The 13,319-nt window shown below is 65.6% G+C and carries 12 protein-coding genes and 1 pseudogene; 6 read left to right on the top strand and 7 right to left on the bottom strand.

Features of this window, described 5'->3' with window-relative positions:
- The first annotated feature begins 7 nt into the window (after positions 1-7).
- On the top strand, positions 8-976 hold the full coding sequence (locus RZ1_RS29780) for a pentapeptide repeat-containing protein (protein ID WP_139281990.1): 969 nt from the start codon (positions 8-10) through the stop codon (positions 974-976).
- A gap of 154 nt (positions 977-1,130) precedes the next feature.
- Here the strand turns inward: RZ1_RS29780 and RZ1_RS26035 are convergent, their stop codons facing one another.
- Complete coding sequence (locus RZ1_RS26035; RefSeq protein ID WP_072815524.1) at positions 1,131-1,640, bottom strand: hypothetical protein; 510 nt, start codon at positions 1,638-1,640, stop codon at positions 1,131-1,133.
- A 21-nt stretch (positions 1,641-1,661) separates the two neighbouring features.
- Positions 1,662-3,527 (bottom strand): cutinase family protein, encoded by a 1,866-nt coding sequence (locus RZ1_RS26040; protein WP_169918125.1) that lies wholly within the window; start codon positions 3,525-3,527, stop codon positions 1,662-1,664.
- Between the two features lie 467 nt (positions 3,528-3,994).
- On the opposite strand from RZ1_RS26040, the gene RZ1_RS26045 reads away from it, so the two are divergent.
- Positions 3,995-4,492 carry a hypothetical protein gene (locus RZ1_RS26045; RefSeq protein ID WP_072815526.1) on the top strand — a complete coding sequence of 166 codons (498 nt, stop codon included), beginning with the start codon at positions 3,995-3,997 and terminating at the stop codon, positions 4,490-4,492.
- 7 nt (positions 4,493-4,499) lie between these two features.
- Here the strand turns inward: RZ1_RS26045 and RZ1_RS26050 are convergent, their stop codons facing one another.
- Positions 4,500-5,462 (bottom strand): RNase H family protein, encoded by a 963-nt coding sequence (locus RZ1_RS26050; RefSeq protein WP_072815527.1) that lies wholly within the window; start codon positions 5,460-5,462, stop codon positions 4,500-4,502.
- A 103-nt stretch (positions 5,463-5,565) separates the two neighbouring features.
- Entirely contained in the window at positions 5,566-6,522 is a 957-nt protein-coding gene (locus RZ1_RS26055; RefSeq protein ID WP_072815528.1) for a DUF8176 domain-containing protein, read from the bottom strand.
- Between the two features lie 252 nt (positions 6,523-6,774).
- Here RZ1_RS26055 and RZ1_RS26060 point away from each other — a divergent pair, with 252 nt between their 5' ends.
- Positions 6,775-8,052 (top strand): hypothetical protein, encoded by a 1,278-nt coding sequence (locus RZ1_RS26060; RefSeq protein WP_072815529.1) that lies wholly within the window; start codon positions 6,775-6,777, stop codon positions 8,050-8,052.
- 355 nt (positions 8,053-8,407) lie between these two features.
- Here RZ1_RS26060 and RZ1_RS26065 read toward each other — a convergent pair.
- Positions 8,408-9,591, bottom strand: a pseudogene (locus RZ1_RS26065) (IS30 family transposase); the annotation flags it as partial.
- Between the two features lie 515 nt (positions 9,592-10,106).
- Between RZ1_RS26065 and RZ1_RS26070 the strand changes: the two are divergent.
- Complete coding sequence (locus RZ1_RS26070) at positions 10,107-10,568, top strand: hypothetical protein (protein WP_174565247.1); 462 nt, start codon at positions 10,107-10,109, stop codon at positions 10,566-10,568.
- A gap of 78 nt (positions 10,569-10,646) precedes the next feature.
- Here the strand turns inward: RZ1_RS26070 and RZ1_RS26075 are convergent, their stop codons facing one another.
- Both RZ1_RS26075 and RZ1_RS26080 read right to left on the bottom strand, forming a co-directional pair.
- Positions 10,647-11,084, bottom strand: a complete 438-nt coding sequence (locus RZ1_RS26075) for a MaoC/PaaZ C-terminal domain-containing protein (protein WP_072815531.1) — start codon at positions 11,082-11,084, stop codon at positions 10,647-10,649.
- Positions 11,081-11,530: an FAS1-like dehydratase domain-containing protein gene (locus tag RZ1_RS26080; RefSeq protein ID WP_072815532.1), complete on the bottom strand. Its 450-nt coding sequence runs from the start codon at positions 11,528-11,530 to the stop codon at positions 11,081-11,083. The genes RZ1_RS26075 and RZ1_RS26080 overlap by 4 nt, the downstream gene beginning before the upstream one ends.
- Before the next feature lie 69 nt (positions 11,531-11,599).
- Between RZ1_RS26080 and RZ1_RS26085 the strand changes: the two genes are divergently transcribed.
- Both RZ1_RS26085 and RZ1_RS29785 read left to right on the top strand, forming a co-directional pair.
- Positions 11,600-12,616 (top strand): FRG domain-containing protein, encoded by a 1,017-nt coding sequence (locus RZ1_RS26085; RefSeq protein WP_169918127.1) that lies wholly within the window; start codon positions 11,600-11,602, stop codon positions 12,614-12,616.
- Positions 12,617-12,650: 34 nt separating this feature from the next.
- A partial coding sequence (locus RZ1_RS29785) for a UPF0489 family protein (protein WP_169918130.1) occupies positions 12,651-13,319 on the top strand: 669 nt, incomplete at its 3' end.

Here is a 13,319-nt window from a genome sequence, read left to right on the forward strand (position 1 = left end):
ATGACCTGTGTCGACTAATCAGATGGAGGAAGACCAGCCGAACGCCAGCGACACGGTAGATGCCGAGACCCACGTCGACGGCCAGGCCGAAGCGAGCACGCCGGACCTCGACCAGTCGTCGGACCCAGCCCCATCCGGAGACCCGAACCCCTCGGCCGGACGGCCACTCCGCTGGTGGCACAAGAAGCGTGGAGAGCGGGAATGGAAATCCGGAGTCCGTGAAGGACTCATCGGCGTCGTCGCGGCAGCCCTCATCACGATCGCAGGTATCGCCTACACGACCACCACTGAGAACCAGAGGACGCAGGCTAGTGAACAAGCTGAACAACAGCGCGCGGATCAGGCAGAAAGACTCGAGAACCTTCGATTCGTCCGAGAACGGTCCGACCAAAACCCACAGACTCGCCGGCCGTATAACGGAATGGATCTGGCCGACCAGAATATTCAGGGCCTCTACCTCGAAAATGCAAATCTGATCGGCGCCTATCTCGCTGGCGCCGACTTCACCGACACCAACCTCGCTGGTGCCATCCTCACCGGCGCCGCCAACCTCACCGGCGCCGACCTCGACAAGGCCACTCTCACCCGCGCTAACCTCACCGGCGCCATCCTCACCGACGCCTACCTCGCCGGAGCCAACCTCATCGGCGCCATCCTCACCGACGCCTACCTCGCCGGAGCCAACCTCACCGGCGCCATCCTCACCGGAGCCGACCTCACAGGCGCCGACCTCGAGAGGGCCACCCTCACCGGCGCCGACCTCGACGGCGCCACCTTCACCGGCGCGTACCTCGCCGGCGCCACCCTCACCGACGCCACCTTCACCGGCGCCGACCTCACCGGCGCCGACCTCGCCAACACGGCAGTTACTTCAGGGCAGCTGTCTAACATCTGCAGATACGATGGCCGGCCGCCGCTGCTTCCGGCGGGCGTAGAGCTCCCGGGTAACAGCGACTTAGCCGAGTGCGATCGCTGACTGACCCACACAAACGGGAGATCCATTCGCGTACGCCGATGAACCTCTCGTGAAATCCTCTGGAAAGAAAAAGATTCACAGGGACAGCATCCAAGCCTTCGCCTTCCACAATGTCATGCCGCTGTGAGGTGCGCCGCTCGGTCGTCGCGGCCATTCAGTCAGCGAAGTTTCGGCGAATGAGCTCGTCGAATTCCTGACTGTCCCGGTCTGTGTTCCGCTCGCTGCTGCGCTGACCGTCAACCGGATTGTCAGCCTCGATGTCTCCTACCGGATCACCCGCCAGCCGCTCCTCAACGGCCGGTGCATCCCACCATCCTTGCGGTGCCGCAGGAACCTTCGTAGATGCAGTTGTCTCCTCAGACTCGGGTAGGCGGAGGGTTTGGCTAGCGTTGTCCCGCTCACGGCGAAGGTGCTGCAACCTCCGATGCTGTTCGACCGCAACGGCGGACAGCATGAAGGCCAGCACCCCGAGTATCGCCACGAGCGGGAGGGGTATGACCCATCGCGGGGCTTGCGCCCACACGAGCAGTGCGACCGGGATGTTCATCAGTGCTGAGATCGTCAGCGCCACCCACCATGTGGGGACAGCGAGCGCGGTCTGGATGAGGGCGATGCTGATGAGGATCGCGAGCACGAACGCGCCCGCGTGAAGTATCGCGGACATGGCCGGCGCCTTTCTGTTTGGTCAGTTGCCCGCGGCTACGGGCTCACCCTCGACGGTAGAGGCCGGCCGGGACGGTGTTGCAGATGTCGTCGCCGGAGCCTTCTTGCTGGTCGTCGTGGCCGAATTGCGGCCTGCGAGTTCGCTGGTGAAGTAGTCCGCGGTCCAGCTCAAGGCGTCGCGGCCTCGAGAGTCGACGACAAGCTGACCGTAGTTCTGGTGCGCGCCACCGGAGTAGAAGGAGATGGCTCGAGTCGCGGAGCGGGTGACGTCGCCGACGTTGAACGAGGTGGCGAGGTTCGACACGGCGCCGAGGTCGACGCCATCGAGGATGCCGCTGGTGTCGGCCGCGGTGGCGAGCGTGTCGAGGATCAGAGGCGGGATCGCGAGCAGGTCACCGCTCATCACGTACTTCACGATCAGGGCGACGTTTTGGGCGAGCGCGGTCAGGTCGAGGCGGTTGATGACCTTGAGGACATCCCCGGCCAGCCGTTCGGGTGACCCGGGGGGCATGGTCTGCAGGATCGCGATCAGCGGGTCGAGGTCGACCGAGTCGACGGCTTCGACGATGCCGACGAGCTTGGCGTTGAGGGTGTTGACGGTGTTGGGCATTGCAGGGAAGTCGCCGATGGTGGCGAGCGCGCCGAGGGTGGTCAGGTCGTTGACGATGCCCTGGAAGTCGATGCGGGCGACCTTGCCGGAGGTGACGGATGCCTGACGGAGCAAAGACACCGGCTGGATGCCGCGCACGATGCGTGCGGCGGCGGTGACATCGCTGCCGCCGAGTCCTGCGAGCGGGCCGAGGATTTCGGCGAGGTCGGCGGCGGAGCCCATGAGCTGGTTGACGCCGAGGCTGTTGGCGCCGTCAGCGAGGTTGTCGAGGATCCTCGATAGGTTGTCGACGTCGACGTTGCGGACCGTGTTGAGGACGGTGCTGGCGCGGTACTGGGCGGTGTCTTGGGAGAAGTCGGTGAGGGTGGCGGCGGCGTACCCGTTGCTGATGTTCTGCGCGAGGTTGCGGAACAGCTGGCTGTCCTTGCGCGTTTCGGTGGCGATACTGCGTGCGCCGGCGGTGTCCCCGGATGAGAGGGCTGCCTGGATGCGGGTGGACGCGGTCTTGAGGCCGTCGATGTTCAGGTTCGCGAGGTCGGTGGCGGTGGCGGTGTCGGCGGGGTTGGTGGGGGCGTCGTCTTTGGTGCTGGCCAGTCCGGCATTGCCGAGCACCGATCCGATGCCGTTGAGGAGCCCGTCATCACTGGGGGTGGCGCAGTAGAGGTCGGGGGCGGGGTCGCAGATGGTCATGACCTTCATGCCGGCGAACCCGTCGGTGCGGGGACCGGCGATGCCGTGGCCGGGCGGATTCGGGCCGACGACAGTTTCTCCGGGGGTGCCGCGGCGAGGATCTGCGATCAGGACGGTGGCGCGCAGTCGGGATGCAGGGATTGGGCCGTTGCCTTGCGCGATCTGTTCTGCGAGGTCGCCTGCGATGTCGGCGCCTTGGCTGTATCCGGTGAGTCCGAACAGGGTGGAGGGGCAGCGGGCTGCGCGCTGCTTGAGCGCGGCGCTGACGGCGGTGACGCCGTCGGCTTTGCTGTCGGCGTATCCGACGCCCTGGTCGAATGCGGTGGCTTCGTAGGCGGGGAAGAGAGAGCTGATGGTGCCGCCGGAGTTGGCGGCAGCCTTGTCGGTGACGGTCTTGAGCATCCCAACGGGGTTGCTGGGGTCTGCGTTCTTGTTGGTCTCCCAGGTGCCCGGGACGGCGATGATTTCGGCGGGGGAGCAGTCGCCGGGGGCGGCGTATGCCGGGGTGGCGGCGAGTGCGCCGACGCCGAGGCCGGTCGCGCCTGCGACGGCTGTGGTGAGTGCAGCGGTGGCGGCGCGTGTGAGCATGGATGCACGGGGCGTCATCTGGCGTCTCCGAGTCAGGTGTGGGCCCAGATCGACGTCGAGGGCCGATGGGGTTGACCGGCCTTCGCTGTCCCCCGGATCCGCTGGGTGTGGACGCGGCCACCCTGACAAACGCCTTCTCCACCCTGATGAGAGAAGTTGTCTACCTGCACAAAAAGGAGGAGCGCCGGCAAAGGCCGACGCTCACTACGCTCTATCGGATCTGCCCACACACCCCACGCGAAGGAGGAGAGCATAGGTAGCGCGTCTCTCTGGGAGGCGCGGCCGCACGACGTGGATGAGACCAGCCGCCAGCACGTCCAATAGTAGTAGACGTTTTGGGCCAGGCCAACCGCGATCGGGGAATCGGAGCGGCACGCGCGGCCCGCGGCCACCGGGCGTCCGCTCCGCCAGCAGGTGGTGAACCGCACCGATAACTTGTGCCGCACCACCGCTTGAAGGGAGCGCATATGACCAACGCCGAGTCGGTATTCGAGATGGCCGCCACCCGGCTGCGGAGCGTCGCCGGGCGCGCCACCCCGGGACCCTACCTCCGATCGAAGGCCGTGCCTGGCGCACTGCGATGCGTGGACGCTCCCGACGGCGGGGAGCAGCACCTCGCGTTCGGAATTGCGCGACAGGAGGATTTTCGCCTTCTCGTCGGTGCCGATCCTGGGATGTTCGAGCTGCTAGCTGCGGTGTTCGCGTCGGCCGCCGGGTCCGATGCCGCCGCGCCGGAGCTGGCGGACCTGGCGGCGTACCTGAGTCAGAAGATGGGGTTGAAGCTGCCTGCGGTCGCGTTCTATCCCGCCGACGAGCCGGTCGACGAGGACCCGGAACCGCCCGCCGCTGCTGCGCCCGTCATCGCCCCGGAGCCGACTCCCACAGCACCACCGCGGACGCCTCGACCACACTCCGCGACCCGCCCCGCCGCGCCCGTCCCGGCGTTGGACGCCGCCGACCTGTAGTCACGGTTCACGCGGCGACCGGCTGAACTGCGTCACCGCCGATCCTCCTGTACATGTCGGACGCGACGGCGGGGGAGACGTCGAACTCGTTGTTGCGCCGCACCGCAATCGCCGCGCGGTTGGCCGCCTCGTTCAGCTGGTGTCCGTCGTGGCCACGGACCCAGCGCACCCTGCTTCCGGTGCGCTGCAGTTTCTCCCGCAGCGCTCGGATCCTGCCTGCGTGACTCGAGATGAGCCAGCGCGGGACGTCAGGATCGTTGCTCTGCAGGTAGGTGGCGACCTGCTGACTGTCGGTGAGGATCTCCAGGCGACCGGTGTGCCGGCGCACCGCCATCTCGATGGCGAGACACTCGCCCAGATTGATGCTCTCCACGTCGGGTAGGTAGTCGACGCAGACTCCGCCGGCGGCGTCCACTGCGCTGATGCCGACACCGGGGCGGCCGCGACGCTTCGATGCGTCTGTCGCGACCTGCATGACCGGCGCCCGGCTCCCGCTTCGGGCCGGTCCGGGGAGCGGCGACGATCTCGGTACCTCAGGTAGGGCGCGGCCGGCGGCGTGGAAGAGCTCGGAAAGGCAGCCGAGCGGGTTCTCCGCAAGGATGACTTCGGGGAAGCTCGCAGCGCATCCACGAGTTTCGGCGCGAACTCCCGCATGGCCGATGTATAGCGTGGGACTGATGATGGACTGCTCGGCGAGCGCGTAGAAGTGCTCGAACGCATCGAGTATTACGGCCTCGTAGCGCTCCGTGCGGTCACGTTCGAAGGTGACCGTCGTGGTGCGGCCATCTATCCCCCGATACGTCAGAACGGCTGTGCGCGATCGGATGCGCTGCATCAGGTCCGCCGTCGGCCGATCGGCGCGGATGACCCCGGCGACCACCGTGTTCTCGGTACGGTGCTGCCAGTTCATCCAGGATGCTTGCAGTGCAACGGGACTGAGGATCGCGCGGAGCGGCGACAGCGTGGTCATGAACCCTCCTCTGTGGGGTATCGGTCCGTAGGACCCGGTTGTTGGGACGCCTTCACAGAACCCCCTCGGGCCGCGGGTGTTTCAGTCCCCGGCGGCCGCACCGTCAGGGGGTTGGGCAGACCGAGTCGCAGTTCAGCTTGTTCGCGATGTAGAACCGCCCTCCGGCTGAGACCACCGTGTACTGCTGGTGGTACTCGTGGCTCACGCCGTCCGGCGTGGTGACCGTCAGTCGGACGTTGTAGACGTTCTCGGTCTCGGTGCTGGTGATCACAAGGTTGTGCGTCGTCAGCGGGTCGAGCCGGTCGATGTCAGTTTGGATTGCCTGCGCGGTGGCGGGCGTGTTCTGGCTGGCAACAAGGAATCCGGCCGCGACAGCACCGTTGCGCTGCGTGTAGTACGCGTCGTCGAAGCCGAGGATCACCCCAGGGCCGCTAGTGGTGTCCCCGGGAGCAGGAGCGGAGGCGACGGTGCTCGGCGTTGCCGGAGCGGTCGTCGTGACAGCAGCGGTCGTACCCACCGCCGCCGAGGATTCCTGGTCTGTGCTACCGCCCCTGAGCGTGCCGAAGGCGACGGCGCCGAGGACCACAACACCGGCGACCACAGCGACCGCGCCGACACGGCGACGCTTTCCGGCGGGGGTGCGGGTCGGCTTCTGGGGCGTGCGGAGAAAGGCATCGGTGTCGAAGCCCGGGGCCGGCGCGCTCGCGTAGGGATCTGCGGTCTGGGTGTAGGCGGCCGGGTGGCCGTAGTCGTGGATCTCGTAGTGATCCGTGCCGCGATACTCGCTCTCGGCCCGCGGATCCCACGGCTCATTGTCCTCCGCAAGGGAGGCGGCCACCGCGGGGATCGCTCCGATCAACTCCTGGTCGTCGTCGAAGCCGTCGTAGCCGGCGTCGTCGAATTCGCCCGCGACGTACTCGTCGCCGAATCCCTGGTCATACCCGTCGCGGACGAAGGCCTGTCCGTCGATCGCTGATTCGTCACCCCACGGGGCATCGCTGTCCCACTCGTCGTTCCCGGGCGACGGTGTTGTGTCCGGTTCTACGCGTCCGCGTGCCATGGCGTTCCTCGTATCGGGTCGGTCTGGTGGTTGGTGCGCAGAACCGTAGTCCGATGCTTCTCCTCGCAGGTCAGCAGTTGTTTGCCCTGCATGCGAACGTTTTTCGCTCGACGCCGGATGGAAGTGGAGAACCTCCGATTTACGGTCGGCGCGACCTTTGCGACAACGTGCGGGGCCCCGCGTCGCACAGGCTCACCGACCCTGGACTCCCCGGACTCGGTATCAGCACTGCTGCAGCACAGGAGGAACAAGATGGCCAAGAAGCACCGCAAGCCACGGAAGTCGTGGCTTGCCCCCACGGCGGTCGCGGCCGGGATCGGCATGACCGCCGTGACCGGTGCGGGAATCGCCCAGGCAGCGCCGGACTCGGGGTGGTCGAACCCGAATCCGTCGGACAGTGCACCCGAGTCCGGGTGGTCGAACCCGAACCCGACACCGACCGCTCCTCAGCCGGCCCCTGTTCAGGTTGCTCCGGAACCGGCGGAATCGTACTGGGTGGCCCCGCCGCCGCAGTACAACCAGGGCACGCGGGCGTACAACCCGGAGACCGGCGGCGGCGTGACGACCACCTGGTCGGGCGGCGGCTACTCCGGCGGCGGGAACTACTCCGATGACGGCACCGGCGCAGCGAGCCCGGCCGTCTGGAACAACCTGCCGACCCCCAACCCGCTGATCACACCGACCCTCCCAATCGAGGCTCCCAAGAACAAGATCCGCATCGGCCGAGCCGTCTTCGACCAGCCGAACTGGATCTCGGACATCGACGCCGAACGCACCAACAAGACCACCGCCTGGATCGAGGCGGGCGTCACGGACTTCCATCGCGCAAACGGCATGGAAGATCAGGAAGCCGAGAACATCGCCTCGGCACAGTTGGCCGGCACTGCGGCCGGTATCGCGGCCGGCGGCACAGCCGGTTGCCTCGCACTGGGTCTACCGACCGGGCTGGCATTCGGCACGATCGGTGGTATCGGTGGCGCGCTGCTCGGCGGAATGCTTCCGTCGCCCATCCCGGGCACCGCGCCGATCACCACCGGTGTGGCGGGCACCGCCGGTGGCGCGGCGCTGGGCGCCGGCCTCGGTTGCGCGGTCGGCGGTGGCCTCGGCGCTGCCGGCGGTGGAGTGGCCGGGTACGCCGCGGGCACCATGTACGGCGCTGGTGAGGATGCCACGCCGCTCGAGGTCGAAGTGTCCGATGTCGAGCACGATGCGGTCGTCGAGCAGGTCGACACCACCCTCGCTGAGTGGTCGCAGGACCCGGTCGGTGAGGTCGCGGTCGACGCCGTGCAGACTTTCGTCACGGAGACGGCACCGGCGCTCGACATGCAGGCGCGCGACTTCGTCGCTGCGCAGCCCGGCGGTGAGCAGATCATCGAGCAGGTCGATTCCGTGCTGACGGACTTCTTCACCGATCAGACGGCGGGCTTGAGCGGCAATCTGATCAGCACCGCGGTCGGCGAGGGTATCGCGGCGTTCGGCGCTCCGCAGGCTCCTGCCGCTGATCCGGCACTGGCACCGGCGGCTGCCTGACACAACCCAAACCGCGGGCCCCACACTACAAGTGGTGTGGGGCCCGTCTCGTGTTCAGGTCAGCGGATCAAAGTGCCGCGCTGGTACTCCCAACTACCTCACACGCCGGACTGACGGGTATCGACGGCGTAGCGCCCGCAGCCCCGAGGGAGTCAGCAGATTCGCAGTGCCCGGCCCAAGCTCGACCGGCATTCTGCCGGACCCATCGAGGCCGGGGCGCCACCACTGAGCACCGTGAGCATCACCGGGTATGTCAATATGGATATTCCTCGTGGGGTGAGCGATTCCCTCTCGAGTGAAGGATGCCCCCGCCGTTGGCGGTTTCAAGGGGTCGTCGCAACACTGCCTGTCGATTGGTGGTGATTAGATCACGCAGACGCTCGGCTGGGGTATCCCAGCCGAGCGTTTTGCGTGGCCGGCCGTTGAGTTCCTGGGCGACGTGCTCGAGATCTTCAGGACCGTAGACGCTCAGGTCAGTGCCCTTCGGGAAGTACTGCCGCAGCAGCCCGTTGGTGTTCTCGTTGCTGCCCCGCTGCCAGGGACTGGCAGGATCGCAGAAGCAGACGGCCAAGTCGGTTGCCATGCTGAACTGCCTGTGCCGGGCCATCTCGGCGCCCTGGTCCCAGGTCAGCGACCCACGCAGATGCGCAGGAAGATCCGACATGGCGGTGATGAGCGCATCACGCACGGATTCGGCGTCATGACCGTTCGGCAGGTGCAGCAGCATCGTGTAGCGGGTGGAGCGTTCAACAAGGGTGCCGATCGCGGTCTTGTTCAGCTCACCGGTGATCAGGTCACCTTCCCAATGTCCGGGAACAGCGCGGTCCTCGACCTCGGCCGGCCGGTCGCTGATCATCACCATCGGATCGATGAACCGCTGATACCGTTCGCCCTCCTTGCGTTGCGGTTTCCTCCTGGTACGACCGGACCGAAGTGCTTGCTTCACTTCAGTTTTCAGCCCTCCGCGGGCCTGGAAGTACAGGGCCTGGTAGATCGTTTCGTGGCTCACCCGCATACTCTCGTCGTCAGGGAAGTCCCGGCGCAGGCGGTGTGAGATCTGCTCGGGAGACAGCTTCCGGGACAGACCTTCCTCCACCTCCGCACGCAGGACCGTGTTCTGAACCAGTTTGGACTGCTTCGGCGCTCCCGGGCAGCGGCGGCTTCCCGGTCCGCCTGATACGGCAGGTACCGGCCGTCGATGCTGTGCCGACGAACCTCCCTCGAGACGGTGGAGACGTCCTTGCCGATCCGGATTGCGATCGTCCGCAACGAGTCCTTCACGAGCAGGCCGTCGGCGATAGCGATCCGGTCCTCGATCGACAGGTACCGGTCGCTGATCGCCGGTTGCGCGGGATCGGCGCAGGCTGCACTGGTCACCGACTGGTTGTAGACGGTGCCACGGGTGTAGTCCACCACCCGGCCGTCCGGGTGGATCCGCCAGTTGCGGGAATGCCGGATTCCCTGACGCCAGTCCCGCGCGGTGCGTTCGTTGACCCCGACCTCACGCGCCGCTCGTGTGGTCGACCAACCCGCCTCGATCAACTCCAGGCAGCGACGCTTCGCCTCGGGTTTGCCCTTCGGTGGGAGCTTCTCGCTGCTGACCAGCCCCTCGGCCACCAGGATCCGGCGGGCAACCGTGTGCGCCACCCCGGACGCCTTCGCCGCCCGGGTGATCGAGCCGGTCTCGCCGAAGACCGTCGCGATCAGTCGAACGTCGGCGGTGCCGGCCCGGCCGCGAGGCTTACCCATCGGACGGCCGATTGCCCTCAAGATCGCGTAGCACCGGCTCCGTGGCAGCCCGATTGCGACCGCAGCCTCCGTGACCGAAACCCCGGAATCGGCCAGCCGCACGAGTTGGTCACCGAACCGGACACAGTCCTCCTGAAACGACATGATCGTCGCAACCTCTCGTTGAGAGTGTTGCGACGATCATGTGAACCCGCCCGTTCGAACCGGGGGCATCGCCATGCCGCCGCCCTGCCCCGCCCCCCGGGACATGGTGAACCGCCTCCGTACCGTCGGGCCGCCAGTTCACCAACGATCAAGGGGATTCCATGAGCAAGCTCAACGGTGCAGTTCGACGTGTCATTCAGGCGGCAGCTGGGGTGGCGACAGCAGCAACGCTGACCGTCTCCGGAGCCGGGGTGGCGTCGGCTGCTCCGCCGCCGGCCACCCCGAGCATTGCAGGAGACAACATCTCGCCGCTGATGAACGTGGAACGATGCGGCGGCCCGATCCAGGTTTCGTTGGACTCCGTTCCCGGTCGGACCGACCTGCTCGGAGTGAGCTTCACACCTACCGGCGCGTTCGGGGCCAGCCCGGAGTGCGCGGCCCCGGTGAAGGTGGAGTGGATCAACGGAATCGCGCCGTTCGCTCACGTGGCGAGCGTGACGGTGGACAAGCCGGGTCCGACCCGGATCGATGTTCCGGTCGGTGCCGGTGTGAGCCTGCTGACGACCCAGACACCGGCTGTGTCGTCCATCGGCACGTCCCAGTACGTGTGGATGCAGCCGTGATCGGTGGATAGTCCCGTGCACGGGGGCAGGCCTTGCCGTCGGTGGCGGCAGGGCCTGCTCCACGGCGGTACGAGCAGATCAGGCCGAGAACGTGATGTGGGCCTGGGTCTTCCCGAGGACCTTCTGCTCCTCGCAGGTGACCGTGATGTCGATCCGCGCTGTGCGTTCTTCGGCGTCGAGTCGAGCCACCTTCGCCGAGATGGACAGCTCGGCGCCGTTCACCTGGTCCACCACCACCGGCCGCGTGAACCGGGTCTCGTACGAGACAACGGCAGTCGGGTCGCCGATCCAGTCCACGACCGGCTGCAGCGCGAGGGCCGCGGTGAGCATCCCGTGCGCGAGCACACCGGAAAGCCCGGCGTGGGCTGCGGCGGCATCGTTGAAGTGGATCGGGTTCAGGTCGACCGAGGCCCCGGCGTAGCGCACGAGGTCCTCTCGGGTCACCGTCAGGTCGGCTTTCGCGACGATAGCTCCGATCTCGAGGTCGTCGAACTTGGGGGTCTGCGTGGTCGTCATGCGTCGTCTCCTCGGTGCAGCAGCGACGACGTCACCGTGGCGACAAGAGCACCGTCCTGGTCTCGGAGCTCGCAGATCGTCGAAAGGATGGAGTTGCCGGCGCGCTCGGCGACGTCGGTGATCGTCAGTGTGGTGGACAGGTCGTCTCCAGCGATGATCGGCCGTCGGGACTCGATCTTCTCGGACCCGTGGACGATCCGGTGCGGGTCGAGTCCAGTGTCCGGGGTCTCGACGAGCTGGGTGATCGCGGGGGACTGGACGACAGTGGTGAAGGTGTACGGGGCCACCACATCGGCGAAACCGGCTGCGCGGGCAGCCTCGACGTCAAGATGAAGCGGGCTCGTCGACCGCACGGCGCGAGCGAACTCGCGGACCTTCTCACGACCGACGAGGTACGTCGTCGGCGGGAAGACCCGACCGGCGAGGTTGAGGTTCAGTGGTGGCATCACCCGAGACTATCGTCGAGTCGATGGTGGGATTGCCGAGCGCGATACCAGGCATGGAAGCATGACGGCGTGAACACCGCTACCACCAGCAACGAGACCTCCGAAGTCACCAACCTCAAAATCAGAGAGCTCGACTGGTACGAACGACGGAGTATCCCTGGCGATCGACAACTCCTGGGATCTTTCGGTCATGTGCCCATGGCCACCTCGATTCCGGAGTTCATCCGGATTGCGCAGGTAATCGCCAAGGAGGCTGACCACAACGGAATTTGTGGGTGGCGCGGACAGGCCGATTGCGAGTGGGTTGTGCAATCGGGCGCAGCCCGACGAGTCCAGGGCCCCTGGCTCGAACACTTCGGACGTGACTACGAGACCGTGCAGGACATGCTTCGTCTGTTTGGAGTAAAGGCCGCCCGGGATGCGGTGGTGCTGATGCAAGGCTCTGCTCAGCATGAGGAGATGGTGTGCGAGTACGAACGCCTTCTGCTGAATGAGGCCCGCGTGAACGGATTCGGTCATCAGGATGGACGCCACCTGTCCGACCTCGAACTACTCGCAAACCTCCAGCACCACGGCGCGGCAACCAGGCTGCTCGACATTACTAAGAACCTCTTCGTCGCACTTTGGATGGCTACTACTTCACAAGACCCGGACCTGGACAATCAGCCGGGGGTCGTCATTGCATTCGGGCAAGCACCACTTCGGACGATCAGCGCTGAGTTCGCTCAGAAGAAGTCACTCACTGAGGTGATGAACTCGATGCGCGAGGAGAACCGGCGCGCGGGCTACTGGATTCCTTCGAAGCTCAACCTCCGGATTGTGGCCCAAAGTGGGTTCTTCCTTCTGTCACCGATTGCCAATCAGCCCTGGGGAACAGTGAATCTCCGAGGCACACGTGTCTGGGAGACCGAACTGATTGACGATCCCGACTGTTACTTCATCGGAGTGGCACCGGAACTGAAAGCAGAAATGCGCGATGCTCAGAAGTACGGGCTTCTCCCTTATGCGGAAAACACGATCTACCCGGACCTCTCTGGTTTCGCTGCCTACCACGGGGCGATGCGTCCTCTACCGTATCGTCGCTAGCCCTTCGGCCGAGTGTCACTGTAACGTGAGGGCAGTGCAACGGATCCTGGACATCGACCTCGACTTCTTCGTTACTCCCGTGGTTCATTGGCCACCAGATGATGAACGACCATCATCGGAGGATTATTCAGTGTGGCCGATAGCGGAGGCAATAGAATTTCTCAGAGAGAAATTCGGGTTAGCTGGCCGCCTCCCTGGATTCCTCACCGAGAATCACGGCGAACTTTTTCCCAGATGGCGCGAAGCAATCAGCGTCGGGCTACTCAAACCACCTTTCCACGTGACCCATTTAGACGCGCACGCGGACCTTGGACTAGGGGACTCTGGCTATGTCTATTTGATGTCATCTTTACTTTTCGATTCGCCCGAAGATCGGCAGTATCCGCGGGCGGGCGCAACGGGGCTGAACGATGGCAACTTCCTTCTGTTTGCGACCGCGTGCAGGTGGATCCATGATTTGACCTATGTCTACGGCGACGGAGGCGGATCAGACGAACTCTTCTTCGCGATGAAGGACTTCAAATCTCGTTCCGACCATATCCAACTCGCAGCCATGGGCACGCGAGAGATTGACAAGATGATCCGCGCCCGTCCCGGAAGCTACAACCCCGTAGTGTCACATTTCGAACCAGCGGTCCCATACCGTACAAGTCATTGGGACAGTTTCCAGGCGGACGGCCCGTTCGACTTCGTATGCCTTACT

The sequence above is a fragment of the Rhodococcus zopfii NBRC 100606 = JCM 9919 genome (genome assembly GCF_001895025.1).
GTDB lineage: Bacteria > Actinomycetota > Actinomycetes > Mycobacteriales > Mycobacteriaceae > Rhodococcus > Rhodococcus zopfii.